This is a genomic window from Paenibacillus provencensis, from assembly GCF_042678545.1.
GTDB classification, from domain to species: Bacteria; Bacillota; Bacilli; order Paenibacillales; family Paenibacillaceae; genus Paenibacillus; species Paenibacillus provencensis.
Map to the genome: position 1 here is coordinate 1,069,451 of NZ_JBHTKX010000001.1, position 25,615 is coordinate 1,095,065.

Genomic DNA, 25,615 nt, shown 5'->3' on the forward strand with positions numbered 1-25,615 from the left:
GTCAGCCAGAATCCTGGTCGATCTGCGGACGATTGAAAATTCTACCTTTGGCAAGGTAGTAGAGAAAGGTATGCACGGTGTGACCACACCACTCTATCATCAGCCTGCTTACTCGAAAGGGAAACCAGACGGGGACAATAGCACGCAGGAAAAGCCACAAGTCGGTAAACTATCGCTACCGCGACTGAATGGCGAGATGAAAAGCTGTGAACGAGGATAAAAGCTAAACTGCTTGAATGACAGTCCGATGGGCCCCATTGTGCAGCTACGGCGAAAGATAGTTGATACGCCGTATAACATGCGTAAATGTACGGTGTCCCATGTGCATTTACATGATACCGCATGTTTCCAAGCCGTAATTTACGGAAAAGGACGAACCGTCATATCCGACATCACAGCGAGCCATTTTCAATCGTCTAAACGGAGATTGCCTAAGTCGGAACGCTTGCAACAAGCTATGAGCGCAAGGCTCTGAAAATCCGATAAGGCAACGGAGTTTCCATAGTAGTCCGAGGACGGGAAAGCCGTCTACATGGCGAAGGGAAACAGGTATTCGTTTAATACTGAAAAAGGAAGGATGTGCGAGACATTGAGAAATCCTTTAGAGGTATTAAAAAGTCTAAGCACTAAGGCGTGTAACACCAAATATCGATTTCAACGGCTATATCGGAATTTGTATAACCCTGAATTTTATCTGATGGCCTACCAAAACATCTACGCAAAACCTGGCAACATGACCAAAGGCGCGGATGGAAAAACCATTGACGGCATGGGAATGGAACGTATCTCCAAGATTATCGACAGCATGAGAAATCATTCTTACCAGCCGAATCCCGCAAGACGGGTGTACATCGAGAAAGCAAACGGTAAAAAGCGGCCTCTCGGTATCCCGTCTTTCGATGACAAACTGGTGCAAGAAGTGGTTCGTCTGATGCTGGAAAGCATTTTTGAAAGTGCGTTCTCCCGCCTGTCTCATGGCTTCCGTCCGAACAAAAGCTGCCACACCGCGCTGGCGCAAATTAAAAAGGAATTCACAGGAGCGAAATGGTTCGTTGAAGGCGACATTCGCGGTTTCTTCGACAACATCGACCATCATATTATGGTGGATACGCTGCGGCGACGAATCGACGACGAATATTTTATCGCCTTGATATGGAAGTTTCTTAAAGCCGGATATTTGGAAGATTGGAAATTCCATAATACCTACTCGGGCACGGCGCAAGGCTCTATCATAAGCCCGATTCTTTCAAATATCTATCTCGACCGGTTTGATAAGCATATGGAAAAGTATATCAAATCGTTCGATAGAGGAACTGTTCATCAACGAACAAAAGAATATCGCTTCTGGGAATACAGACTCTCGGTCAAGCGCAAAGAAACCAAGGCGAGATGGAATGGTGTGTCGGACGAGGAAAAACAACTGGCTTTGCAGGAGATCAAGGCACTGAAAGCCAGCATACAGAGCGTGCATTGTCGTGATCCCTTCGATCCCACATTCCGCAGGCTCAAATATGTCAGGTATGCAGACGACTTCTTGGTCGGAATTATTGGTTCAAAGGAAGATGCCTTACAGGTTAAGCGTGATATTGGCAACTATCTTCGGGAAACATTAAAGCTCGAAATGTCCGAGGAAAAAACGCTGATTACGCACACAGCAACCAAAGCACGGTTCTTAGGCTACGATATCTGCGTCTGCCGCGATCAACAGACACACAACGGCAGGCGCAGCATGAGCAATCGAGTCTTGCTGTATATGCCGCAAGATAAGTGGCTGAAGAAACTGCTGGCCTATAAGGCTCTTCACATCAAAACGGATATAGACCATAAAGAAATCTGGAGACCTACGCATAGACGGTATCTGGTAGACAATGACGACCTTGAAATTCTGAAAAAGTACAATAGCGAAATTCTGGGGACATACAACTATTATCGATTAGCTCACAACGTCAGCAACCTCCAAAGTTTCAAATATGTGATGGAGTACAGCATGTACAGAACCTTTTGTCTGAAATATCAATGCAGTATCGGGAAACTCAAAAGAAAATACTGCATTGACGGGAAGTTCGCGGTCAAATACCAAACAACTGCGGGCGAAAAGACGCTGTTTCTGTACAATGGAGGATTCAGACGCCAAGAAATGCCGGATACGAGCCCATCCATAGACAACAATCCCGACAATATCTCGGTCACTATGGCTAGAACAAGCATGATGGACCGGATAAAAGCCCGCAAATGTGAATGGTGCGGTGGAGAGGGTGTTTCCATCCACATGCATCATGTCAGGAAACTAAAAGACCTGAAAGGCAAACGGGCTTGGGAAAAAGTGATGGTCGCTCGAAAGCGGAAAACGATGGCGCTCTGCGTTAGCTGTCATAAGAAATTACACGCCGGATTGTTAGACTAAGAATACTGGAGAGCCGTATACAGCGAGAGTTGTATGTACGGTTCGGAGGGGAGCGTTTGGAAACCTACCGCAGTAATGCGGCAAGGCGCTGGGCGCTTACCCTACGCGGGAACGAACGTTCAAACCAAGTTGATCGCGCTTCATGACCTCGATTGTCCGTGGCGACCACGCGACCTGGAGCAGCGCAGCGGGCGGATTATTCGGCAAGGCAACCAGAACCGCGAGGTTCACATCTTCCGTTATGTTACAGAGAACACGTTCGACGCTTATCTTTATCAAACGCTGGAGAACAAGCAGCGGTTTATCTCGCAGATTATGACCAGCAAATCGCCGGTACGGTCTGCCGAGGATATTGATGAGACGGCGTTGTCCTATGCCGAGGTTAAAGCGCTGGCGACCGGTAATCCGTACATCAAGGAGAAGATGGACCTCGACATTCAAGTGTCGAAGCTCAAGCTGCTCAAGGCCAATCATTTAAGCCAGCGATATGCGCTGGAGGATCGGCTGCTCAAAATGCTGCCGCAACAAATTAAGTCAACGGAGGAACGTATTGCCGGGTATGAGCAGGACGTGGCCTTGTTCATGCGCACCCAAGTGTCGGATAAGGCTAGCAGCGACGATTCCCGTTTTCCCGGTATGACCATCAAAGATTTTACGTATACGGAACGCGCTTCGGCGGGCGCAGCGCTATTAGAAGCCTGCAAGGGCATGACCTCTCCCGATCCGCAGGAAGCAGGCAGTTACATGGGCTTTTCTTTATGGCTATCGTTTGATAGCTTTGCAAAGGAATACAAAGTGACACTGCGCGGCGCTTTGGGCCATACGATTACGTTAGGACCGGATGCAGGTGGCAATATGAGTCGAATAAACAATACCTTGTCGGATTTGCCGAATAAGCTCGCTTATTGCCGTGAGCAGCTCGCAACACTCAAGCAACAGATGGTAACGGCGAAGGAGCAGATCGAGGCACCGTTCAAGCAAGAGCAGGAACTGCAAACCAAGTCCGCGCGGCTCGCGGAGTTAAATGTGCTGCTGAACATGGACAAACGGGAAAACGAAGCCGTGGACAGCGTGTCGGATGAAGAACCGGAAGCACCCGAACGGCGGGTTGCGGATCGAGAGCGATAGCAGCAATGGAAAGGTAAAATCACATGACGAAATGGACTCCGGCTTTGGGGTCCTTTTCGCATTTCTGGAGGAACGCACATGTTGTATGCCATCCCAAGCGGCGGCGGATGCTTTTGCCCAATTCTACCGCCTATTTGTTACGGAACCGATCCGACCGAGGAGGGAGAAACCGTGCCAGCATTAGAATTGATATCCAAAGGGAAGAACGGATTTGGCGACACGTATTATTACATCCGTGATTCGAACGGGGTGACCAGTCAAGTCTATGAAAGCGAGTTAGACGCATTCATGAAACAGAAAGGCGCTACAGAGTTGAGGGAAAGAAGTGCTTATCTGTATCCCAAAAAGAAGGGTAAGGCACGATGACCAAGTGCGGCAGGATGAAAGAAAATCAGCCTTACGATTAAGAGACACGAGTAATAAAGCCGTCGTCTCTTACTTACTTTTTTAGAGAGGAACTACGGTAATGAGCTATGTAAACAAGGAACAAATCGAACGTGCCAAGCAATGGGATCTGCTCACCTATCTACAATGTTTCGAACCATACGAACTGGTTCGTTGCTCACGCAACGCCTATTCGACCCGAACCCATGACAGCCTTAAAATCTCCAACGATAAATGGTTCTGGTGGTCTAGGGGGATCGGAGGTCGTTCTGCGCTGGACTACCTCATTAAAGTAAGAGGCATGTCGTTTCCCGATGCGGTGCTGCAAATTGACGGTAATCCGCCAGTTCACATGGCTCCGGCTACTTCTGCCATCCAGCAAGATGGTTCAAATGCGCGGCTGGAGCTTCCCGAACCGTATGAGACTTCGAATCGCGTCGTCGCTTATCTCTCCAAACGTGGCATTTCTCGCGATGTAATCGATTTTTGTCTCAAAACGGGACGACTGTACGAAAGCCGAATGTACCACAATGCGATTTTTGTTGGGTTTGATTTGCAAGGCACTCCGCGCTATGCGGCAATTCGCGGGACAACCAACACTCGATATCTGGGCGAAGCGCCAGGCAGCGATAAACGGTATTCGTTCGCTATACCGGCCGATGACAACGGCACCGAGCTGCATTTGTTTGAAAGTGCAATTGATCTCTTATCCTACTGCACCCTTGAGACAATTGCAGGGAAAGACTGGCGACAATCGCATCAACTGTCGCTGGCCGGGATATACAGCGCTAAGGAAAGCATCGCACCGGCTGCACTCACTAACTATTTGCAAAGCTACCCGGAAGTGAAGCGTCTGGTGTTTCATTTGGACAACGACGAACCGGGCCGTTCTGCGGCAGCGATGATTCGGCAATTATTCAGTCAAACTTATGAGATTTCTGACGAGCCGCCCTTCGTGAAAGATGTAAACGACGACCTGATGGTCTATCGTAAACAGCGCGAAGAGCCAACTCGATAAGGTATTCTGTATTTTGCTCGGCGTCGGGTGAAATCGCTGGGAACACAAGCGGTTCTGTGTTCTATTAATCTATTTCTTTGTTTGTTATAATACGGATGTACAACTGACTTGGGTGGGAAAGTATCGCCTCCAGAGCGGAGGTGATGCTTATGCAATTTTCGCTTACAGAAGTGATTATGCTCGGCATGTTCTTGCTGGCATTGCTCACATACCTGAAAAAGCGAAAATAACCCGCCCAGGTTAGCGCCGAGGGTACGGGTTATTTTCGAATAAGTCTTCTCTGGGAGGCTTCCCACCCAAATGTTGTACAGGGGAGTCGGATGGCGTCCGACTCCTTGTTTCTATTCTTATGATAGCACGGGACAATTATACGTGCAACTGATGCAAAGCATTGCGCCAATCAGACGCCTCTTTCCACCGTCAGATTATGGAATATTGCGCCATGCAGCAAAGGATGTGTGAACAACTTTAAGTGACAGACGCTGAGCGATCAGCGTCTTTTTGTCGTTTCGATGCCCCTCCCTTTTTCCCGGCAGGTGCCTTGAAGGGCAACGCGAGACGAATGTCTCGTGTTGTAGCAAGCACTGAATTTGGTCTCCCAAATTCGCTTGTTAGGGGCAAACCCCTAATACCCCTACCTCAACAGCACGCTGTTTTGTCAAGAATATAGGTTCAACAATGATCGGTATTTTTCAGAAACAGCAGAAACCATTCAGCTATTTCATGCGGGCCATTTCCTTTGAAGAAAGAAGTGAACATGATGAGAAGACGAGCGATTCGCATTCAGGTATGGGTGAACTATGATGAAAACACTAGACTCCAAGCGAGCGCGAAAAAATCGGGACTTTCACAGGAGGGTTATATTCGATCTCTCATTAATGGCTATGTTCCGAAGGCGATGCCGCCAAAAGACTATTTCGCGATGATGCGCGAGCTCCATGCCGTCGGCAATAACCTAAATCAACTCGCAGCGAAGGCCCATGCGACAGGTCATTTGGATCGGGCAGTTTTTCAGCAGGAAGCAGATCACTTGCGCCGCGCCGTCCAGCAGATTCAACAGGCCGTGACCGCACCGGAACCGAGAATCGAGCTACAAGGAAATTCTAACGTACATCCACCGTAAAGGGGACAGCGTACATGGCAACAACCGCAATATGGGATATTACCGACCGCCTCAAGCGTGTGCTGGATTATGCCACCAATCCTGATAAAACCGATCAAGCGCGTGCAGCGCATGATGATTTACATCAGGTGCTCGCTTATACCAGCGCGGATGCGAAAACTGAAAAACAGCTTTACGTGAGCGGGATCAATTGCGATCCGCTCACCGCTTACGAGCAAATGCTGCGAACCAAACGACAATTTCAAAAGACCGATGGCATTGTAGCTTTTCATGGGTATCAGGCGTTTGCTCCGGGCGAAACGACGCCGGAGGTGGCACATGCCATTGGCGTCAAACTGGCACAGGAATTATGGGGGGAGCGCTTTGAAGTCGTGGTATCGACCCATTTGGACAAGGAGCATCTGCACAATCACTTCGTCTTAAACTCGGTGTCGTTTCTGGATGGTAAACGCTATTACGATAACAAAGCCTCTTACGCGCTGATGCGGCAAACATCCGATCGACTTTGCCGGGAGCATACCTTATCGGTCATCGAGCAGCCGGAACCGGGTAAGACCAAGCATTACGGCGAGTGGCGAGCGGAACAGGAGAGCAAGCCGACTTGGCGCGGGTTGATTCGCGAGGACATCGACGCCGCTATCGCCGCTGCCATGACGGTGACGCAATTCTTCGCGATCCTTAGAAAGCAGGGTTATGAAATGAAGTCGAACGTCAAGCATTTGGCGGTACGTCCGCCGGGCAAAGAGCGGTTTGTTCGATTGCGTAGTCTTGGCGATGAATATACGGAGCATGCGATAAAAGAGCGTATTCTGCAAAACCAGTTACCGCAGCGTCAGCCACCCATGCCGTTGCCGCGGCGCAGGCGAGCCGTCATCGTTCGCAGCACCCTGCACATCAGACGTAGATTTAGCGGTCTGCAAGCCTTGTATCTGCGGTACTTATTCAAGATGGGGATTCTGCCCCATTCCCGCGCGTCCCTCAAACGGACGTCTTTTTTATTGCGCGAAGACTTGCGGCATCTGACGGCCATTACGGAGCAGACCAGGCTGCTGTGTCGTCACGGCATTTCCAGCAAAGCACAATTGTTGGCTTACCACGCTGAGCTGCAAACAGAATTGCGGCAAGGATACGGCTCCCGCAAAATGCTGTACAACCGGCTTCGCCGCTGCCAGCATCCTGAGCAAATCGAATCGTACAAGTCGCAAATTGCCGAACTTTCCCGTCAGCTTGCGAAGCTCCGAAAGGAGGTGAGGCTTTGTACGGGCATTCTTGCCCGATCCAACGAACTGGCAAACAAGCTGCAACGTAACGAGGAAGACCAATCGACACGAAGGGAGGCCAATGTCCATGAGCAGCGGAACCGAAGCGGCCGATCAGGTCGTCAGCATGAGTCTTCGTGGCATTGAGGTCATGGCGAAAATCTCCGGCGAAGGCGCGAAGCATCTGGCCGTTTATTTGTTCGCCGCCCTGCAAGGGCAAAAACGAACAAGAGGCCGCATTCGCCTGGAAAGCTTGCTGCGCAGCGGCAAGGAGCTGAAGGTGTTTGCAGTACGAAATGAAGACTTGCCGACTTTTTGCAAAGAAGCGAAGCGGTACGGTGTCCTCTATTGCGCGCTGCGTGACAAGAAAAATGTGGACGGGCTTTGCGATGTCATGGTGCGGGCCGAGGATGCGTCCAAGATCAACCGAATCGTTGAACGCTTCAAGCTGGCGACCGTAGATACGGCCAGCATCAAGCAGGAGATTGTGAAGTCCCGCAGCGAGAAGCAGTCGGACGAGCGTAAAGGAGCGGCGCAACCACCAGAGCAACATGCCGTAACACCCGAAGAAGGAACCAGCGAGCCTCCAGCTTCAAACGAGGGCGCGGCAGTCAGTGAGGATTTTTTGGACGATCTGTTGGGAAAGCCCGAGCCGGCGGCGGAGGTTCAGCCGGTAAACGCGCAGCAGGGAGCCAATCAACCGGCGGCCGAGGCGTGGGAGGTCGAGCGAACGGAACCGGAGCGTCCGCTTCCCCTCCCGCCGACACAGGAGGAGAGGACAACGGAACCATCCTCTCCGTCCGCGCCTACCTCCGAGCGCAGCGCGGCATACGAAAGGGTTACGATTGACCCTGAAAAGCCGAAGGAAAAAGTGTCCGTCCGCCAATTGCTGCGTGAAATTCGGGAGGAAAACCGGGCGGCAGAGAGCAGACGGCGGAAGCAGGTGCAGGAACCGTCGTTGCCTAAGCGCAGAGATCGCGGGAAGTCGGCGTCCGGCAGTAAAGCATCCGTTCCGATGGCCGGGAGTCGAAAGCGAGGGAAATCGAAATGAGCGAACTGGACGAGTTATTCCAGCCCCAAGTCACGACGGCCTCCGGTCAGCGTGAGCAGCCGTTCGACAAAGAAGCATGGGCGCAAAAAAAGCAAGAACTGCGGCAGTGGACGTATGAGACGATTGATACTGCCACAGCCGACATTGCGCAAAACGGCGAACAATTTCAGCATTATCTGGACGTACAAAGCCGTTTTGATCTCTACAGCGTCGCGAATGCGCTGCTTATTCTCGCGCAGCGCCCGGATGCCACTCGCATTGCTGATTTTGATAGCTGGAAAGAACAAGGCGTCTATATCCGTCGCAAGGAAACCGGCCTCTACATCTTGGAGCCAGGCGAGGAATACAAGCGGGAAGATGGGAGTACCGCAATCAGCTACAACCCCAAGAAGATGTTCGATGTTGCGCAAACAACCGCACCGAAAAAGGAATCGCCGATCTACCCGGATGACCGCACGCGCATCAAGGCATTGATGGACCGGTCACCTATTCCGATTACGATTGGAGATAGCTTGCCTGCGGAGGTTCATGCGCTTTATCAGCCGGATACGCGAAGCATCGTGATACGTCGCGGACTTGGGGCTGGTGACATTTTTCGGGCGCTCGCACAGGAGCTGGCGCATGCGGAGATTGATCGCGGCCATAACGACTACAGCCGTTCACATTACAATTTTCAAGCTTACTGTGCTGCGTATATGCTTTGCAAAAAGTTCGGCGTCGAGACGGCTACTTTCCGCTTCGGCCGGGTTCACGAACGGCTCAAGGAGTTGGAGCCGCAGCATATTCGCGCCGAGCTGACGGTGATGAAGGATGCGGCACACGACATATCCCGTCGAATGCACCGTATGCTGGCCCAGCAGCGACAGCAGCAACAGCAGCAACAGAATCGCAGCGATTCCACCACCCGCTAGTCGTGGCATGAATCTGCTTTTCATTTTTCCGTTGGGAGGAGTGGCGATGAAAGAGGAAGAACGCATCCTGAGAATGGATCATTACGAGCATGGCATTGTCATCAACGCCTTAAATGCGCTCCGCAACGACTTGATCGGCCAGCAGCGGCCGACCGATCCTGTTGACGATTTACTGCTCAAAGCGATTGACGCTCCCTATCAAAAAATAAAGCGCCGGAGTCATCATGCGGCGCGCTGAAACCGCAAGGAGTAATCTTTTACTCTTTGCGGTTTTTTTTATTCCGGTCGTGTGGGCGGCGCTGCTTGCCGCCCCTGCTTTGTCAAAGGGATTACCTGCACTTCTGCTGCATCTCAGCGAAGCGATTAACCATCCCTTCCAGATTCAATGGGTCGAGGATACGCCGCGAAGCTTGTTGCTGTTCACGCTGACTTATGGGATTTCGGTCGGCATCTACTTGGCGTCCCCGCGCAACTATCGGCGGCGCGAAGAGCATGGCAGCGCACGATGGGGCAAGGCCGGACGGATAAATGCCAAGTATCGCGACAAGCAACCGGAACAAAACAAGATTCTGACGCAGCAGGTACGCATCGGCTTGGATGGCCGCAAGCATCTCCGGAACCTGAATGTTCTTGTCGTCGGCGGTTCCGGGTCCGGCAAAACAAGGTTTTACGCCAAGCCGAATGTTATGCAGGCGCATACGTCCTTTGTCGTGCTTGATCCAAAGGGCGAGATTCTTCGCGATACCGGCCATTTGCTCAAGTCCAAAGACTACGACATCAAGGTGCTGGACCTCATCAATCCGCACCGTTCGCATGGCTACAATCCATTCGCCTATTTGCAAGACGACAAGGATGTTCTCAAGCTGGTTACCAATCTGATTCGCAATACGACTCCTAAGGGCAGCAATACAAACGATCCCTTTTGGGAGCGTTCCGAGACCGCTTTGCTGGAAGCGCTCGTGCTGTACCTCCTGTATGAAGCGCCGCCGGAAGAGCAGAACTTTCCGATGGTGATGGATATGATCGCTGCTGCTGAGGTGCGGGAAGAGGACGAAACGTACCAAAGTCCACTTGATGAGCTGTTCGAGCGGCTGGCCATGCGCGATCCGGAACACCTTGCCGTCAAGCAGTACAACATTTTCAAGCTGGCGGCGGGCAAGACGGCCAAGTCCATTTTGATTGGCCTCGGCGTTCGGTTGGAGAAGTTCAACTTGCATACGATTGCGGGGATGAGCATAGTCGACGAAATGGAATTGCCCGTTATGGGGGAGAAGAAGACGGCGATGTTTGCCGTCATTCCCGATAACGACAGCAGCTTCAACTTCATTGTCGGCATGCTCTACACACAGCTTTTTCAATGCTTGATGTACGAAGCGGACTATCGGCACGGCGGACGTCTCCCGGTTCATGTTCACTTTGTGATGGACGAGTTCGCCAATGTAGCGCTTCCCGACGAATTTGACAAGCTGCTCTCCACGATGCGCAGCCGGGAAATTTCCGTTTCTATCATTTTGCAAAATTTAGCGCAGCTCAAGGCGCTGTACAAGGACGCATGGGAATCGATTGTGGGCAACTGCGACGAATTTTTGTACTTGGGCGGCAACGAACAGTCTACCCACAAATACGTCTCGGAGCTGCTTGGTAAGGAAACGATTGACACCAATACCTACGGCCAGAGCAAGGGGAGAAACGGCAGCTACTCGATCAATTACCAGCAATCAGGCCGCGAATTGCTCACACCCGACGAGGTGAGGCTGCTGGATAACCGCTTTTGCCTGCTCTTTATTCGTGGCGAACATCCAGTCCAGGACGACAAATATGATTTGCTCAAGCATCCTCATGTCTCGCTAACGACGGATGGTAACGGTCTTCCCTTTCAGCATGGCGGCGCGGAACACGCTTTGGACTGGCAATCCGTGTTCCTTCATGAAGACGGGGATTATGAACTTCTTTCGGAAGAAGAAGTAGAGTCGCTATTTATACGAAGGGAATGATGAACTTGAAAATGAAAACGAAACGGCTGCTGGCCCTGTACATCGTGCTGATCTTAGCGGGAACCGTATTCACCTCTACCGCTTATGCAGAAGGCGATCCAATGACGACAATCAACAACCTATCTACTTTTATATTCGGTTTAATCCGTGCGATCGGCATGATTATTCTCGGTTTTGGCATTGTTCAAATTGGGTTGTCGCTAAAGTCCCATGACCCTTCTCAGCGCGCAAACGGATTTTTGACACTCGCCGGCGGAGTCATTATTACGTTTACGAAGGAAATCCTTGCCCTGATTGCCGGATGAGCTTGAAGCTTTAGCATAAGGGGGGGCGGACGATTCGTCTGTCCCCTGTTTACGGAAGGGGTGAGAATATGGCAAAAAACAGTTGGGTCATCGACAATCTCGAAAATGCCTTGGATACCTGGAACGATAAGATGAATGAAATCTGGAGCCTCGTTACGCAATCGCCAGCGGATTTTAAGGGTGGCGGCGTATGGCGTGTGATTATTGATATTCATGGTGCGTTGCAAGCTACGGGATTGGCACTCCTGGTCTTATTTTTTGTGATTGGCGTTGTGAAGACTACCGGCAGCTTTGCGGAAGTGAAAAGGCCGGAGATGGCCGTCAAGCTGTTTATCCGCTTTGTGCTCGCCAAGGCGGTCGTAACCTATGGGCTGGAGTTGATGATGGCTCTCTTTACTATTGTACAGGGGATCATCTCAACGATGATGGGACGCTCCGGGTTCGGAACGTCAGAGGCTATGGCCTTGCCGGATACGGTAGCGCAAGCGATTGAAGACGTTGGCTTCTGGCAAAGCATTCCACTGTGGATCGTCACCATTCTCGGCAGTTTGTTCATTACGGTACTATCCTTTGTGATGATCCTTTCGGTGTACGGGCGCTTTTTCCGTATCTATTTGTATACGGCAATAGCCCCCGTTCCGCTGTCCGCATTTGCGGGGGAGCCAAGCCAAAATATCGGCAAGTCGTTCCTGAAAGGGTACGCGGCAGCGTGTCTGGAAGGCGCGATTATTGTACTGGCTTGTATCATCTATTCCGCTTTTGCCACCGCTCCCCCAGCCGTCGATGCTAGTGCGGGCGCGGTTACGATGGTGTGGACGTATATTGGGGAACTCAGTGCGTCCGTAAGCATGGGCAAAAAAGCCCGTGCGCGGGTTTATGTGAATCCTGCCTTTGGCAAGGCAGCAGCGTAAAGATATAACGGGCGCGGTACGCGCCGCGCTGTCATCGACCAGTTTATCCGAAGGGGAAACCTGACGGGGAGTGCAGCATACTGGTAAAGTCGCAAGTTGGAGAAATCATCTATCCACGACTGAGCGGCGAGATGAAATGTTGTGAACGAGGATGAAAGCTACACTGCTTTAAGGATAGCCCAAGGGGGCATAGCCAAGCCAACGGCGTTAGGATGATTGAGAAGCCGTGCGTCACGGCGGAAGGAACAATTAGTTTTCCAACCGCGGTATATCCGTGACGACCAATCGCAATAAGCGAGTAACGGGCGAAAATCCCATCCGACATCACAACAAGCTATGTTCAGTAAACCTAAACGGAGATTGCCTAAACCGGAACGCTGTTTTACAGCTATGTGTAATGCCACAAGGTGATAAATCTCAAGGCGGGAGCCAAGAGAGATGACGCTGAAAATCCGGCATGGCAACGGAGCCGCCGTAGTAGTCCGAGGGCGTTAATGGCGTCCACATGGCGAAGGGCGGCAGGAAATCATCCCATACAAGATAAGGAAAGGTGCGTGAGGCACAATGAGGAGTCCTAATCGAGTATTGGAAAGTCTACGGTCAAAAGCGTGTATCAGCGATTACAGCTATGAAAGGCTGTATCGCAACCTGTACAACCCGGAGTTCTATTTGCAAGCCTATCAGAACATCTATGCCACGGCGGGCAACATGACAAAGGGAACGGATGGGTCGACAATCGATGGAATGAGTATCAAACGGATCGACAAGCTGATTGCGTCACTCAAAAATTACAGTTACCAGCCGAACCCTGCAAGAAGAACCTATATCCCAAAAAACAGCGACTCGACAAAGAAGCGCCCGCTGGGTATTCCCTCTTTCGACGATAAATTGTTGCAAGAGGTTATCCGCATGATACTGGAAAGTATCTATGAGGGTACTTTTTCGCCACGCTCTCACGGATTCAGACCGAAAAGAAGCTGTCACACAGCGTTATTGGAGGTCAAAACCCGTTTTACGGGCGTGAAATGGTTTGTTGAGGGAGATATACGTGGCTGTTTCGACAACGTAGACCACCATGTTTTGGTCAGTCTGCTTCGCCGCAGAATCAAAGACGAGCATTTTCTGGGATTGATTTGGAAGTTCCTGAAAGCCGGATATATGGAAAATTGGGTTTATCACAATACCTTATCCGGCACAGCGCAAGGCTCCGGAGCAAGTCCGATTCTTGCGAACATCTACTTGAATGAACTGGACAAATTTATGGAGCAATACGCAGGGCAATTCAATTCCGGAAAGAAACGTTTGAGAAGCTGCGAATACAACCGTTATCGGGGACACCTTGACTATCTGCGCGGCAGGAAATACAGCAAAGAGAAATGGGAATCCCTGTCGGATGAGCAAAAGAAGCAGGCACAAAGGGAAATCCGCGAAACACGAGCCAAGATGATGAGCATAGACAGCACAGACCAAATGGATGAATCTTATCGCAGAGTGGTATATATCCGCTACGCGGACGATTTTCTGATTGGCGTCATCGGAAGTAAGCGGGATGCAGAAACCCTCAAGACCGAAGTGGGGTCATTCCTCAAGGACAGCCTGAAATTGGATCTATCTGCAGACAAGACATTGGTAACAAATGCAAAAGATACAGCGCGCTTTCTTAGCTTTGACATCTATTCCAACCGTTCCAGGGACATCAAGAAGGACAAAAACGGTATGACCCGCCGCGTGTACAACGAGCGGATTAAGCTGTATGTCCCCAAGGGAAAATGGATGAACAAGCTGATCTATTACGGCGCGATGAAAATCCATTATGACGCGAGAAACGGCAATCGTGAGGTTTGGAAACCGTTCCATCGGACGCACCTATTCCACAATGACGACCTTGAAATCTTGCAACAGTATAACGCCGAAATACGGGGATTGTATAACTATTACAAAATTGCCGACAATGTTTCCGTGCTGAGCGGCTTTGGCTACATCATGAAATACAGCATGTTCAAAACATTTGCCGCGAAATACAAGACCCGTATTGGCGCAATCAAGGACAAATACAGAATGGGCAAAGACTTTGGCGTGAAATACGAAACAAAATCCGGCTCAAAAGTGATGTTGCTATACAACGAGGGCTTCCGTCACAGTGACGAAGCCGCTGCCGAAAATGTTGACGCTGAACCAAAAGTCTACGCCAACAGCAGTCCGAACAGCCTGATTGCAAGATTAAAGGCGAAAAAGTGCGAATGGTGCGGAGCGGAAAATGTGGACATGGATATTCACCATGTCCGCAAGCTGAAAGACCTGAAGGGCAGGAAAAAATGGGAAAAAGCCATGATTGCGCGAAGGCGTAAAACGATGGCTCTCTGCGAACACTGCCACGTACAGTTACACGCTGGAAACTTAGACTGATTTCTGGAGAGCCGGATACATTGAGAGGTGTATGTCCGGTTCGGAGGGGAGTGCTTGGAAACCTGCCGCCGCAATGCGGTAAGGCGCCGGGCGCTTACCCTACTTTTCAACATGCTCGTTCTTGTCGGTACGGTAAAAATGGCAGATCGCATCGTGCGCGAAATGATGGGACTGTAACCACCTTGTGAATGATGGGAGTTATCGGATTGCTGTCAGAAAAAGCTTCAATAGCGCCAAAGCATCCTTACGCTGCTTTTCTGTGCATTGATTGAGCGCAGCCATAATCAATGCTGTTTCATCGTAAGGTGTGGAGCTCTCCTCTTGACCCAGAAGCAATTCATTAGGAGAAAGCTTGAGCAAATTGCAAATGCTGAACATCGTTTCAATGGACATCCCGGCTTTACCTCGTTCAATATCGGCGCAAAATCTTGGGACCCGTCCAATTCGTTCAGCCAGCTGTTCACGAGAAATTTCCAAAGCCTCTCGTTGCTTCCGAATGCGTTGCCCCACCTTCTTTTTATCGTAACCAATCATCAAGCGTCACCTCTTTAAAGGGGATGAGTTTATAACTCCCATTATGGAGAAGCACACAATTGACATAAATGAGATTAAAACTTACCATCGAAGTAGTCTTCTAACATACACCGTATTTCATTCAAAAATGTCGGCTCTCACAATAAAAACGGGAGGATGGATAAATGAACGAATTGTTAAGAAAGCTGGAAGAGGAGCGGCGAAAGCTGAATACGCTTGGTGAACAGTTAATAAAGCAATCCATTTCTTTATCCGGCCATCAAGCATTTCAAGAGCAAAGTCAGAAGGTCGATCAGCTAGTAGCCTGCTATCATCACATGAAAGCCAAGCAGAAGCAGCAGGTAAGGTAAAAGAGTTGTGGGGGGGAAGCAGGTAATGGAAATTCCACCGTGGTTTCGAACAGCTATTCAAGGTCGATTGGACTACGTTTCTGCACGATTCGAGCATCATCCTGATCTCAAGCGTGTTCGTGCTGAAGAAAAGAAGGCTTTTCAAGTCTTGTTTGTTGGTATGGATATTGGTCGTATGCCTGAATTTGAAGCTTGGGAGGACAGACATCATTTTAAACAATCGATTATCAATGAGTGGTTATATTTGCAAGGGATGAAGGATGGCTTTCAGCTTGCTGTGGAACTATTGAGCAATCCTGTGCCATTTGATGACGACACACTGTTCAAACCTGAATGCAACGAGCCTGAGGCGTAGACTGCTCATCCGGGAGGGATAAAAGTGGAAGTGAAAATCAACCGGGAAATCCGGGATTATACGGAAAGCTTGTTCTTCGGACTGTCCTTGCGGCAGTTCTTTTTTTCTGTTCTGGCGGTCGCTGCGGCGATTGGACTGTATTTCGGGCTGCGCAGTCATTTTGGACTGGAAACGCTCAGTTGGATGTGCATATTGGGGGCAGCTCCCTGCGCCGCGCTCGGGTTTATCCGCTATCACGGTATGACGGCGGAGCAACTATTGTGGGCGTATGTGAAGTCGGAGTTTCTGATGCCAAGACGGCTTGTCTTCCGCTCGACCAACATATACTACGAAGCGCTGAAAGGAAGCCTGCACAAGCGTGAGCAAGAAAGGATGAAGCGCAATGATTAAGACGCTCAGGCGGACCATGAAGCAGGACAAGGAGCGGTCTGTCATTCCCAAAAGCGTACAACAAGCGATCCCGATCCGCGCCATCTGGCCGGACGGGATTTTTGCTGTCGGCAACAAGTTCTCGAAGTCGTTCCGTTTCGCGGACATAAATTACGCTGTCGCATCGAGAGAGGACAAGGAGACGATGTTCCTTTCCTACTCCGAATTGCTTAATTCGTTTGACAGCGGCGCAACGACGAAGATTACGATTCACAATCGGCGGCTGAATCAGGCAGATGTAGAACGTTCCATTCTTATTCCGCTCCAGCACGACGGGCTGGATGTGTATCGGCAGGAGTACAACGACATGTTGCTTGGTAAAGCGACTGATGGCAACACAAATGGGACGATTCAAGAGAAATACATCACCATCTCCGTGGTTAAAAAGAATGTGGATGAAGCTCGCCATTACTTCGCGCGGGTCGGCACGGAGTTGACGGCGCATTTCTCTCGTCTCGGCTCGAAATGTACCGAGCTTGATGCGACTGACCGCCTGCGCATTCTGCATGACTTCTTCCGGATTGGCGAGGAAGCCGATTTTCGCTTCGACATGCAGGAGATGATGCGCAAGGGTCACGATTTCAAGGATTACATTTGCCCGGACACCTTCGAGTTTGCCAAAGATCATTTTCGGATGGGCGAATACTACGGTCGGGTCATCTTTCTGCGTGATTACGCCAGCTACATCAAGGACAGCATGGTAGCTGAACTGTGCGACTTGAACCGCAACTTGCTTCTATCGCTCGATGTGATCCCGATTCCGACCGACGAAGCTGTCCGCGAAGTGGAGAATCGACTGCTCGGTGTGGAAACGAACATTACGAATTGGCAACGGCGGCAAAATCGCAACAACAACTTTTCTGCTGTCATCCCTTACGACATGGAGCAGCAGCGCAAAGAAAGCAAGGAATTTCTTAGCGACCTGACCACACGCGACCAGCGGATGATGTTCGGACTACTTACGATGGTGCATGTCGCGGACAGCAAAGAACAACTCGATAGCGATACGGAGACATTGCTCACTACGGCCCGCAAGCATTTGTGCCAGTTTTCTACGCTCTCCTATCAGCAAATGGACGGTTTGAATACGGTGCTACCGTATGGGCTGCGAAAGGTTCATGCTTTGCGGACGCTCACGACTGAAAGTACGGCTGTCTTTATCCCGTTTCGAGCGCAGGAGATCGTGCATCCGGACGGCATTTATTACGGGCAAAACATCATCAGCAAAAATATGGTCGTCGCCAATCGAAAGCAACTGCTGAATGGAAACAGCTTTATCCTTGGCGTATCCGGTTCCGGTAAAAGCTTTGCCGCAAAACGGGAAATCGTCAACCAGATATTGGCGAGCGATGACGACATTATCCTGATTGACCCGGAGCGGGAGTATTCCGCTCTGGTAAATGCGCTGGGTGGCGAGACGATTCACATTTCTGCTACTTCGTCGAACCATATCAATGCGATGGATATGAACCGGGATTATGGCGACGGAGCCAATCCGATCATTCTTAAATCGGAATTCGTCCTGTCGTTGTGCGAGCAGTTGATCGGAGGACATCAGCTTGGAGCCAAGGAGAAGTCGCTCATCGATCGCTGTACCGCCGCTGTGTACCGCAAGTATTTGCGGAGCAACTATAAGGGACAGCCGCCGACATTGCAGGATTTTCGCGCGGAGCTGCTCAAGCAAGCAGAACCGGAGGCTCAGGACATCGCGCTGGCTATTGAATTATTTACTTCCGGCAGTCTGAATACGTTCGCCCAATCGACCAACGTCAACGTCCACAATCGGCTGATTTGCTACGATATTCTCGACTTGGGCAAGCAGCTTCTTCCCATCGGCATGCTGGTCGTACTCGACAACATCTTGAATCGGATTACGCAAAATCGCGCCAGAGGCAAGAATACGTTTATCTTTATTGATGAAATCTACCTTTTGTTTCAGCACGAATACAGCGCCAACTTCCTGTTCACGCTCTGGAAGCGTGTCCGAAAGTATGGCGCTTTTTGCACAGGGATTACGCAAAATGTGGACGATCTACTGCAAAGCCATACAGCCCGCACCATGCTCGCAAACAGTGAATTCATCGTCATGCTGAATCAGGCCAGCACCGACCGGATGGAGCTTGCCGAGTTGCTCAACATTTCGGATCTGCAACTGTCTTACATTACGAATGTTGACGCCGGGAATGGACTGATGAAGGTCGGCAGTTCCCTTGTACCGTTTAACGATAAGTTCCCGCGGCACACGAAACTGTATAACTTGATGACGACGAAGCCCGGCGAGCGGTAATAATCATTATGATCGTCGCGGCGCTGCTTTCCTCACCGTTCGGCATTTTTGTGGCTGACGAAAATACAGGACCCGACACAAAAAAATGATTCAAATCTTAGAGGAAATGGACGCCCAGTTTGCCGCTCGCATAGAGTGTTTACAATGGATCAACAGAGAGAGGAGTTGCTGCAGGCTGTTTTTTGGGATATGAATCAGATCGACTCGCAGCTCGAAACACTAGAGCATACAAGAACCGTTGCCGTTGAACAGAGTGATGGAAGTGTGGAGGAACAGTCGGTAACAGAATACGAGCACGTCCTGCAACTGTCGATTTCTACCCGAACAGCAGAGCAGCAAGCGACGCTCTATGGTTTTTCCACGGAACAGGTCGATTTGACGAATGAACTTCTATCGGTTGAATTTCGTCCCATGATGATGGCCATTCTTGGGAAGAACGGTGATACCGGATTAACGTCCGAACAGTCTGCGGCGGTTATATCCGATTTGCCCGCTGGTGTGCTTGGAAGCCAGGCTGTCGAACTGGCATTGACTCGGTTGGGCGATCCATACAGCCAGCTAAAAGCAGGAAAAGATAACTATACCGATTGTAGTTATCTAGTACAGTGGGTATATCGGCAATTAGGCGTTGAGGTGCCCCGAACGGCGGCAGAACAGGCGCGCTTTATCGCGGAAAACGAACTTTCCCTTACCTCCAATGAGCTAATAGCGGGTGATTTGATTTTCTGGAGCTATGAGGCGAACGGGAGATTTATGAATATTACACATGTTGGCATTTATGCCGGCGAAGGCAAGGTTATCGATGCCTCCTCCAGCCGGTTACAAGTTGTTTATCGCAATGTATTTGACGCCGAATTTCAAGTGATGTATGGGAGACCATATTATCAATCCTAATACGGGGATCGATACAAGAAAGCCGCTGTGCGTGCTGCAAAGATGCACACGGCTTTTTTATGTACAGTAAGAGACTTCCTTGTCACAGATTCGGCAAGTGTCTATATCATGTGTTATAATTCTTAAGAGGTAAGGCTTAAAAAACTTCCTTCCACTGTAAAATATTCACGAAAGAAATTAGGCTTGAGCCAAGAAGAACAAAATCCTATAAAGAAGCACGAGACTCGCACAACACATTTCAGTATAGGAGAAATAAAGATAGGAGAATGATCTCTCATGTTAGACCCGATAGCATTTTCGATAGGCCAGTTTTCTGTTCACTGGTATGGAATCATTATTGGATTGGGTGCTTTACTTGGTTTGATACTGATTTCTCATGAGGGAAAGCGATTTGGCATAAAGTCCGACTTTTTTATGGATCTGGTCTTGTATGGTCTTCCCTCTGCATTAATCGGAGCACGAATCTACTATGTAGCCTTTGAATGGGAAAATTATAAGAACAATCCCTTGGAAATGATTAACATATGGCATGGGGGTATTGCCATATATGGAGCTTTGATCGCTGCCATTGCGGCTGCTGTCATTTACACACGTAAAAAAGGCTATAATTTCTGGCGTATCGCAGATATATGCGCCCCAGGTTTAATCGTCGGTCAAATGATTGGACGTTGGGGAAACTTCATGAATCAAGAGGCTCACGGCGGTTCAGTATCAGAAAGTTTTCTGAGAAACACACTTCATCTTCCGAACTTTATAGTCAACCAGATGTATATCAACGGTCAATATTACCATCCGACATTTTTGTATGAGTCTGTCTGGAGCTTTGCAGGGCTCTTATTCCTTCTTTGGCTGCGCAGACGGCCGTTTTTGCGAGCTGGCGAGTTGTTTATGAGTTACTTCATTTGGTATTCGCTTGGACGTTTTTACATTGAAGGGGTTCGCACGGATAGCTTGGTTTTTGCCGGACCGGAATGGCTTGCCTCATTCCTTAAGACGACTTGGTCGCCAATGAGCTCGTTTGGTTGGGGGATGATGGAAGCAGGAAAGAACATTCGCATATCTCAGCTAATAGCAGTGCTGATAATTATAGCAGCAGTTGTATTCATCATAATTCGTCGAAATTGGTTCAAAGATAAGGTTAGATATTCCGATCCCATTGTTCCACAAAAGTCCATGAAGCATGCACCATTGACGATTGAAGGGAAACCAACGCCAGAAGGTTGACGTCAAGCATATAAACAAACCGGAACCATGGCAACTTTAGTTGCAAGGTTCCGGTTTGTTTTCTTTTAATTTCCGTGAACAAGGATCTATAGACTCACCGTAGAGCTATGATTACGACCCTGTCAGAAACCGATATCCAAATTGTAGTTCTGGAATGAACTTTAACGTTTCTTTAAACTATCCTTATAAAATGAAAACCTACTCTAGGGAGGGGAACGCATGCTGGGAAAAAACATATTGATCATCGAAGATGATCCGAAAATAAGAAAGCTGCTTAAACTATATCTGGAAAGAGAAGGGTACGAAGTATTAGAGGCTGAAAATGGAGAAGAAGGAAAGGAGGCTTTTCAAAAGCATGATCCTTGTTTCGTCATTACAGACCTGATGATGCCGAAGCTAAGCGGTGAAGAATTATGCACGTGGATTCGCTGCGAACTCAAAAGTGATATTCCCATTATTATGTTGACGGCCAAAATTACGGAATCAGAGCGGATTGAAGGACTTCAAATGGGTGCTGATGATTATGTAACAAAGCCTTTCAGCCCTCAAGAAGTGGTCACACGGGTGAATACTGTACTTCGACGAACATCAAATCGATGCAGCAAAATTAGTTTTAAAGGATTGACAATAAAACCTTTGCGTGGAGAAGTCAAATATAACGGGAACATTGTCCCTCTTACTCAGCATGAGTTTAAACTGTTGTACTTTTTTATGAGACATCCCAATCAAATCTTATCGCGTGAGCAAATTTTATGCGAGCTTTATCCGAACGAAGAGAAAAATGTGATCGACCGCACGGTAGATGTTCATGTGGGAAAGCTAAGGGAAAAGATCGAGACATCGAGCGATGTCCCGTGTTTTTTTGAAACGATCCGTGGAATGGGGTATCGCTTTGTCGCAAATTAAGCAGTTTAGTACATGGAAGCAGCATATAACTTGGAAATTAATTGCGGTTAACGTTCTGGTCATGCTCATTGTCATCTGGCTAGTAGGTGTTTCAGTCAAGGATTTTGCTTGTGTTCTTGTAGAAAAGTATCGACTTGTCGGTGAAGATAAGAACATTTTCTTTAACAGAACCATGCATTTTTATCTGATTCGGGCAAGTTTGCTAGCAATCGTTGTTGCCGCGCTCATCCATTTTGTGTTTATCAAGAAAATACTTTCTCCTTTAAAACGTTTGACCCAATTGACACGGCAGCTAATGGACGGATCATACCCAGAGCCCATTAAAGTATCGTCAGTGGATGAAATTGGCCAATTGACTCAGTATTTTAACGATTTGACTCAGACTTTAAAGCAGACTGAAGAAAATCGCAAAAGGATGCTAAGCAACATATCTCACGATTTACGAACACCTCTTAGCAATCTAAACGGCTACCTGGAGGCATTAAGCAGCGGTGTGATTGTCGGGGATAAAGACTTGTATCTGTCACTGCTGGAAGAGTCTCAGCATATTACCCGGCTTGTGGAGCAGTTGCATCAGCTTTCTGTATGGGAGGATCGACAAGCTGCAAGCATGACTTACAGCAATATACAAATCGATGACCTGATTACTCGGTGCACGCAGTCTTTTCAATGGGAACTTCAAAGCAACAATATGGAGTTGGAAGTATCTGTTTCACAAGACGTTGTCATCGGTGACGAAGGCGGATTAAGACAGGTGTTAAACAATCTGATACAGAATGCGATAAGCTATAATACGGGACGGATGATTTGGGTGATCGGGGTTATCGAACCTCTTCAGTATCGAATCACCGTCAGTAATGTTGGCGAGCCAATACCTGAAGAGGTGCGCGGATTTGTATTTGAACGTTTTTTTCAAGCGGATCCATCGAGACATCGCGGAGAGAAAGCAAAAGGAAGCGGGCTTGGTTTGGCTATTGTAAAAGAAATTGTGAAGAAGCATGGAGGCAGAGTGGGACTGGAGTCGGAGAATAATAAACATTCGTTTTGGGTAACACTGCCTCGCAACTCGAAAAAAAATTTGAAATAACAAAACAGACCGGCATGGATTGCACCGGTTTGTTTTGCTATATGCAAAAAATTTTGGGTGTATCACTGATTTCAATTTTCTTGTAAGACTTAAAATACTGTGTAATCACATCGTGAGCATGGATCCCTAGCTTCTTCTTAAGTGGATCATAGTGGTATAGAATTTGTTCACCTGCGCTCACAATTCGATAGGTGGTTCCTAGCTTCAATGGTTTTCCTTGGATAAGAAAATGTTCAATTCGATGGCCAGGCGGATTATAAGGTTTGTAAGCCATTGTGATGCCGCTTGCCCGCATGACATATCCCCCTTTTTGGTGGAAAGGATCAGGGGAGAAGACCTGTTCCAGATTAGATTCAAAAGCCTCCAGAATCTGTTTGCCATCCAGTTCTACGGTGAAAAGCTCTGGATTTGTCGGAATGATTTGATATAAGTCCCGCAAGGTTACGAGACCTGGCAGAATAGGGGCTCCGTATCTCCAACCATGTGATAAAGCAATATCGGCTTCGACAGAATGGAGATAAGCATCGGTAATTAGTCGATCCATTGGCGTTTCATTGAGGAACATGCGATGCAGCGGTGTCTGTAGTTCCCCAATGATCTCACTTAAATGCGTTTCATGCCTTTCGTTAATTTCAACAATTAATTTGGAGATTTCCGGATCTTCTTCGAATTCATGTGCAAATAGCGGAATAAGACGATGTTGAACCTTCGTTATCATGCCGGATTCAAAATTCAGTTCAAACTGCCCAAGAAACGAAGAACTGGCTCCGGATTGAATAATCCATGTTCCATTTTGTCTAATGGGATGGGTAAGTCGATCATGACTGTGACCGCTTAAAATAATATCGATTCCTTCGATATTGGAAGCGGCTTTCACGTCCAGGGGCAGTCCCATATGGCTCAATACGATTACGAGATCACACTTATCTTCCACCCGTAATTTTCGTATGTTCCGGCTCATCTCAGCTAGATCAAGTGAGAAAGACAATCCCTCGGAAAAAGCAGGTGGCATCGTTTGATCTACAAATGAGTAGGTCCATCCCGTCATACCTATACGAATTCCGCCCATTTCTTTAATCCACTGCGTCTTAAGCGGGGCGGCAGCGGATGAAGATTTCATATTCATTGCCAGGGCCGGAAAAGAAACCTGATCCAAGAGAGCAAACAACTGTGATGGGCCATACGCATAATCCCAATTTCCTGGAACGAATGCGTCAAGCGGCATCATTTTCAATAATGGGATAATGGCTTCTCCTTTGGACAATACAAGAGGAGCTGTGCCATGAAACAAATCGCCTCCGTCGACAAAAAGGACATGGGGACGTCTTTTTTTTAGTTCTGTTACATATCGATGTATGCGCGAAAACCCTCCACATGTCATATACGAAGGTTGTGTATCATGCCAAAAAAATTCAGGATGGGCATCCAAACAACCATGCGTATCGTTTTGCTGAATTATGGTAAGTTCCATCTTCTCTCCTCTTCTCTGCAAGTGATTCATACCTACATAGTAGTATAGGCAAACCAATCATTGCCAAACCTAGCTTTATTAAAACTTAACACCCCTCCGATAGTATTGAAGCACGGTGCTTAGGAGGTCGTTTAAGATGAATGAAGGATATCGGACTTTGATCTGTGAAATATTGATATTGACCTATTTGGATATATCCCCCAGACCAAAGAAAGGAGGGAAGAATTTTCAAAACCGACAAGAAGCGCTTGCTTTTTTGAATACGGCTTGGTTTGAAGTGCTATGTGCAGGTATAGAACTGGAACCTGAAATCGTGAGAAGGAAGATGCTTCAAATTTCCAATTCTGATAGTTTGAAAAGGAAGGGACAATAGCATCCCTTCCTTACACATCTATTTTATAGCGCTTCCGCCAAATACAAATCGGTACTCCCAATGCTTCCCTTCAATTTGATCGATTCGAACCCCGCCCGATTTCTCGGAATACGTATGCAGAATTTTCCCATTTCCTAGATAGATTCCATTATGGGTAATTCGCTGCGAGGATTTATTGATTCCGGAGTAGTCACTACTTTTACTCCCCTCGTAGGACATAAAGAACATAATATCTCCAGGATGCAGCTCCCTCCAGTTTGTCGTAGTAGCTCCAATTTTCTTTACATAAGCAGCCTGGGTTCTTGAATTCCCTGGAAGAATAACTCCGGCTCCATCTTTAAAGGCTTGTCTGACGAAATCAGAACAATCGAACGTTTGGGTATTGGAACGGCTTGAACCGAATACATAAGGCGTTCCCAAGTACTTCATACCCGCGTCAATAATGCTCTTGGGCGTCCCAGATACCGGTTCAGCAGGCTTGTCCGTAACGGAACCATTCGTTTTTATGAACTGACTTTGAGTGGTTACGTACCCAGTTTGACCACGCAGGTCCTTGATTTTAAACCAATACTGATTTACTTGTTCCAATATATCGACATGTTCACCGGCTTTTAGATAACGAATGCGGTCACCGCTTAGGGAAGGCTTCTCACGAAAGTTAACACTTTTTTCGATGATTCCTTCTTGACCCGCGGCCGAAACCGTAGGTTGTCCCGCTATAATTGAGCCACAAATTAGAGCAGAAGCGAGTAAAGACAAGGTCATTTTTTTCTTCAGCATTGTAATACCTCCTGTAGTTTTGTAATTTACC

General features: G+C 48.5%; 26 protein-coding genes. 23 read left to right on the plus strand and 3 right to left on the minus strand.

What is annotated here, in order from left to right:
- The first annotated feature begins 589 nt into the window (after window positions 1-589).
- From ACFQ3J_RS05035 to ACFQ3J_RS05100, 14 genes are all read left to right on the plus strand, one after another.
- Window positions 590-2,404, plus strand: coding sequence for a reverse transcriptase/maturase family protein (locus ACFQ3J_RS05035; RefSeq protein WP_260067520.1), 1,815 nt, complete (start codon window positions 590-592; stop codon window positions 2,402-2,404).
- 75 nt (window positions 2,405-2,479) lie between these two features.
- On the plus strand, window positions 2,480-3,532 hold the full coding sequence (locus ACFQ3J_RS05040; protein ID WP_260067521.1) for a hypothetical protein: 1,053 nt from the start codon (window positions 2,480-2,482) through the stop codon (window positions 3,530-3,532).
- Between the two features lie 78 nt (window positions 3,533-3,610).
- The gene (locus tag ACFQ3J_RS05045; protein WP_169284779.1) at window positions 3,611-3,898 is read left to right on the plus strand and encodes a hypothetical protein; all 288 of its coding nucleotides are present in this window, start codon (window positions 3,611-3,613) and stop codon (window positions 3,896-3,898) included.
- A gap of 100 nt (window positions 3,899-3,998) precedes the next feature.
- A complete protein-coding gene (locus ACFQ3J_RS05050) occupies window positions 3,999-4,934 on the plus strand; it encodes a DUF3991 and TOPRIM domain-containing protein (protein ID WP_169284778.1) in 936 nt (311 codons plus the stop codon).
- A gap of 757 nt (window positions 4,935-5,691) precedes the next feature.
- A complete protein-coding gene (locus tag ACFQ3J_RS05055) occupies window positions 5,692-6,057 on the plus strand; it encodes a plasmid mobilization protein (protein WP_248551620.1) in 366 nt (121 codons plus the stop codon).
- Window positions 6,058-6,071: 14 nt separating this feature from the next.
- Window positions 6,072-7,463 (plus strand): relaxase/mobilization nuclease domain-containing protein, encoded by a 1,392-nt coding sequence (locus ACFQ3J_RS05060; protein ID WP_260067522.1) that lies wholly within the window; start codon window positions 6,072-6,074, stop codon window positions 7,461-7,463.
- A complete protein-coding gene (locus ACFQ3J_RS05065; RefSeq protein ID WP_169284776.1) occupies window positions 7,405-8,367 on the plus strand; it encodes a PcfB family protein in 963 nt (320 codons plus the stop codon). The genes ACFQ3J_RS05060 and ACFQ3J_RS05065 overlap by 59 nt, the downstream gene beginning before the upstream one ends.
- Window positions 8,364-9,278 carry a hypothetical protein gene (locus ACFQ3J_RS05070; RefSeq protein ID WP_049868196.1) on the plus strand — a complete coding sequence of 305 codons (915 nt, stop codon included), beginning with the start codon at window positions 8,364-8,366 and terminating at the stop codon, window positions 9,276-9,278. Before ACFQ3J_RS05065 ends, ACFQ3J_RS05070 begins: the two co-directional genes overlap by 4 nt.
- Window positions 9,279-9,324: 46 nt before the next feature.
- Window positions 9,325-9,516, plus strand: coding sequence for a hypothetical protein (locus tag ACFQ3J_RS05075; RefSeq protein ID WP_021877380.1), 192 nt, complete (start codon window positions 9,325-9,327; stop codon window positions 9,514-9,516).
- A complete protein-coding gene (locus tag ACFQ3J_RS05080; protein WP_169284775.1) occupies window positions 9,503-11,272 on the plus strand; it encodes a VirD4-like conjugal transfer protein, CD1115 family in 1,770 nt (589 codons plus the stop codon). Before ACFQ3J_RS05075 ends, ACFQ3J_RS05080 begins: the two co-directional genes overlap by 14 nt.
- An 11-nt stretch (window positions 11,273-11,283) precedes the next feature.
- A complete protein-coding gene (locus tag ACFQ3J_RS05085) occupies window positions 11,284-11,577 on the plus strand; it encodes a glutamyl-tRNA amidotransferase (RefSeq protein WP_248551689.1) in 294 nt (97 codons plus the stop codon).
- 68 nt (window positions 11,578-11,645) lie between these two features.
- Window positions 11,646-12,488 carry a hypothetical protein gene (locus tag ACFQ3J_RS05090; RefSeq protein ID WP_260067523.1) on the plus strand — a complete coding sequence of 281 codons (843 nt, stop codon included), beginning with the start codon at window positions 11,646-11,648 and terminating at the stop codon, window positions 12,486-12,488.
- Window positions 12,489-13,052: 564 nt separating this feature from the next.
- Window positions 13,053-14,894, plus strand: coding sequence for a reverse transcriptase/maturase family protein (locus tag ACFQ3J_RS05095; RefSeq protein WP_260067524.1), 1,842 nt, complete (start codon window positions 13,053-13,055; stop codon window positions 14,892-14,894).
- Between the two features lie 54 nt (window positions 14,895-14,948).
- Window positions 14,949-15,071 (plus strand): hypothetical protein, encoded by a 123-nt coding sequence (locus tag ACFQ3J_RS05100; protein WP_260067525.1) that lies wholly within the window; start codon window positions 14,949-14,951, stop codon window positions 15,069-15,071.
- A gap of 21 nt (window positions 15,072-15,092) precedes the next feature.
- On the opposite strand, the gene ACFQ3J_RS05105 is transcribed toward ACFQ3J_RS05100, so the two are convergent.
- Window positions 15,093-15,428: a helix-turn-helix domain-containing protein gene (locus tag ACFQ3J_RS05105; RefSeq protein WP_094869229.1), complete on the minus strand. Its 336-nt coding sequence runs from the start codon at window positions 15,426-15,428 to the stop codon at window positions 15,093-15,095.
- Window positions 15,429-15,592: 164 nt separating this feature from the next.
- Between ACFQ3J_RS05105 and ACFQ3J_RS05110 the strand changes: the two genes are divergently transcribed.
- From ACFQ3J_RS05110 to ACFQ3J_RS05145, 8 genes are all read left to right on the plus strand, one after another.
- On the plus strand, window positions 15,593-15,778 hold the full coding sequence (locus tag ACFQ3J_RS05110; RefSeq protein WP_094869228.1) for a hypothetical protein: 186 nt from the start codon (window positions 15,593-15,595) through the stop codon (window positions 15,776-15,778).
- A gap of 25 nt (window positions 15,779-15,803) precedes the next feature.
- Window positions 15,804-16,133, plus strand: a complete 330-nt coding sequence (locus ACFQ3J_RS05115) for a hypothetical protein (protein WP_094869227.1) — start codon at window positions 15,804-15,806, stop codon at window positions 16,131-16,133.
- A 24-nt stretch (window positions 16,134-16,157) separates the two neighbouring features.
- The gene (locus ACFQ3J_RS05120; protein ID WP_101808189.1) at window positions 16,158-16,523 is read left to right on the plus strand and encodes a PrgI family protein; all 366 of its coding nucleotides are present in this window, start codon (window positions 16,158-16,160) and stop codon (window positions 16,521-16,523) included.
- Window positions 16,516-18,849 carry a VirB4-like conjugal transfer ATPase, CD1110 family gene (locus ACFQ3J_RS05125; protein WP_169284774.1) on the plus strand — a complete coding sequence of 778 codons (2,334 nt, stop codon included), beginning with the start codon at window positions 16,516-16,518 and terminating at the stop codon, window positions 18,847-18,849. Before ACFQ3J_RS05120 ends, ACFQ3J_RS05125 begins: the two co-directional genes overlap by 8 nt.
- 144 nt (window positions 18,850-18,993) lie before the next feature.
- Entirely contained in the window at window positions 18,994-19,743 is a 750-nt protein-coding gene (locus ACFQ3J_RS05130) for a C40 family peptidase (protein WP_169284773.1), read from the plus strand.
- A gap of 276 nt (window positions 19,744-20,019) precedes the next feature.
- Complete coding sequence (lgt, locus tag ACFQ3J_RS05135) at window positions 20,020-20,967, plus strand: prolipoprotein diacylglyceryl transferase (protein WP_169284772.1); 948 nt, start codon at window positions 20,020-20,022, stop codon at window positions 20,965-20,967.
- A 219-nt stretch (window positions 20,968-21,186) separates the two neighbouring features.
- Window positions 21,187-21,873 (plus strand): response regulator transcription factor, encoded by a 687-nt coding sequence (locus tag ACFQ3J_RS05140; protein ID WP_049868189.1) that lies wholly within the window; start codon window positions 21,187-21,189, stop codon window positions 21,871-21,873.
- Window positions 21,860-22,960, plus strand: a complete 1,101-nt coding sequence (locus ACFQ3J_RS05145) for a sensor histidine kinase (protein ID WP_169284771.1) — start codon at window positions 21,860-21,862, stop codon at window positions 22,958-22,960. The genes ACFQ3J_RS05140 and ACFQ3J_RS05145 overlap by 14 nt, the downstream gene beginning before the upstream one ends.
- A gap of 37 nt (window positions 22,961-22,997) precedes the next feature.
- Here the strand turns inward: ACFQ3J_RS05145 and ACFQ3J_RS05150 are convergent, their stop codons facing one another.
- On the minus strand, window positions 22,998-24,431 hold the full coding sequence (locus ACFQ3J_RS05150) for a bifunctional metallophosphatase/5'-nucleotidase (protein WP_169284770.1): 1,434 nt from the start codon (window positions 24,429-24,431) through the stop codon (window positions 22,998-23,000).
- Between the two features lie 136 nt (window positions 24,432-24,567).
- On the opposite strand from ACFQ3J_RS05150, the gene ACFQ3J_RS05155 reads away from it, so the two are divergent.
- Window positions 24,568-24,804, plus strand: coding sequence for a hypothetical protein (locus tag ACFQ3J_RS05155; RefSeq protein WP_169284769.1), 237 nt, complete (start codon window positions 24,568-24,570; stop codon window positions 24,802-24,804).
- A gap of 18 nt (window positions 24,805-24,822) precedes the next feature.
- Here ACFQ3J_RS05155 and ACFQ3J_RS05160 read toward each other — a convergent pair whose 3' ends face one another.
- Window positions 24,823-25,584, minus strand: a complete 762-nt coding sequence (locus ACFQ3J_RS05160) for a C40 family peptidase (protein ID WP_248551621.1) — start codon at window positions 25,582-25,584, stop codon at window positions 24,823-24,825.
- Between the last annotated feature and the right edge of the window lie 31 nt (window positions 25,585-25,615).

Coding starts and splice junctions, on each gene's coding strand:
- ACFQ3J_RS05040 (WP_260067521.1), top strand. CDS start 2,480: ATGCGGCAAGGCGCTGGGCGCTTACCCTACGCGGGAACGAACGTTCAA.
- ACFQ3J_RS05045 (WP_169284779.1), top strand. CDS start 3,611: ATGTTGTATGCCATCCCAAGCGGCGGCGGATGCTTTTGCCCAATTCTA.
- ACFQ3J_RS05050 (WP_169284778.1), top strand. CDS start 3,999: ATGAGCTATGTAAACAAGGAACAAATCGAACGTGCCAAGCAATGGGAT.
- ACFQ3J_RS05055 (WP_248551620.1), top strand. CDS start 5,692: ATGATGAGAAGACGAGCGATTCGCATTCAGGTATGGGTGAACTATGAT.
- ACFQ3J_RS05060 (WP_260067522.1), top strand. CDS start 6,072: ATGGCAACAACCGCAATATGGGATATTACCGACCGCCTCAAGCGTGTG.
- ACFQ3J_RS05065 (WP_169284776.1), top strand. CDS start 7,405: ATGAGCAGCGGAACCGAAGCGGCCGATCAGGTCGTCAGCATGAGTCTT.
- ACFQ3J_RS05070 (WP_049868196.1), top strand. CDS start 8,364: ATGAGCGAACTGGACGAGTTATTCCAGCCCCAAGTCACGACGGCCTCC.
- ACFQ3J_RS05075 (WP_021877380.1), top strand. CDS start 9,325: ATGAAAGAGGAAGAACGCATCCTGAGAATGGATCATTACGAGCATGGC.
- ACFQ3J_RS05080 (WP_169284775.1), top strand. CDS start 9,503: ATGCGGCGCGCTGAAACCGCAAGGAGTAATCTTTTACTCTTTGCGGTT.
- ACFQ3J_RS05085 (WP_248551689.1), top strand. CDS start 11,284: ATGAAAACGAAACGGCTGCTGGCCCTGTACATCGTGCTGATCTTAGCG.
- ACFQ3J_RS05090 (WP_260067523.1), top strand. CDS start 11,646: ATGGCAAAAAACAGTTGGGTCATCGACAATCTCGAAAATGCCTTGGAT.
- ACFQ3J_RS05095 (WP_260067524.1), top strand. CDS start 13,053: ATGAGGAGTCCTAATCGAGTATTGGAAAGTCTACGGTCAAAAGCGTGT.
- ACFQ3J_RS05105 (WP_094869229.1), bottom strand. CDS start 15,428: ATGATTGGTTACGATAAAAAGAAGGTGGGGCAACGCATTCGGAAGCAA.
- ACFQ3J_RS05110 (WP_094869228.1), top strand. CDS start 15,593: ATGAACGAATTGTTAAGAAAGCTGGAAGAGGAGCGGCGAAAGCTGAAT.
- ACFQ3J_RS05115 (WP_094869227.1), top strand. CDS start 15,804: ATGGAAATTCCACCGTGGTTTCGAACAGCTATTCAAGGTCGATTGGAC.
- ACFQ3J_RS05125 (WP_169284774.1), top strand. CDS start 16,516: ATGATTAAGACGCTCAGGCGGACCATGAAGCAGGACAAGGAGCGGTCT.
- ACFQ3J_RS05130 (WP_169284773.1), top strand. CDS start 18,994: ATGGATCAACAGAGAGAGGAGTTGCTGCAGGCTGTTTTTTGGGATATG.
- lgt (WP_169284772.1), top strand. CDS start 20,020: ATGTTAGACCCGATAGCATTTTCGATAGGCCAGTTTTCTGTTCACTGG.
- ACFQ3J_RS05140 (WP_049868189.1), top strand. CDS start 21,187: ATGCTGGGAAAAAACATATTGATCATCGAAGATGATCCGAAAATAAGA.
- ACFQ3J_RS05150 (WP_169284770.1), bottom strand. CDS start 24,431: ATGGAACTTACCATAATTCAGCAAAACGATACGCATGGTTGTTTGGAT.
- ACFQ3J_RS05155 (WP_169284769.1), top strand. CDS start 24,568: ATGAATGAAGGATATCGGACTTTGATCTGTGAAATATTGATATTGACC.
- ACFQ3J_RS05160 (WP_248551621.1), bottom strand. CDS start 25,584: ATGCTGAAGAAAAAAATGACCTTGTCTTTACTCGCTTCTGCTCTAATT.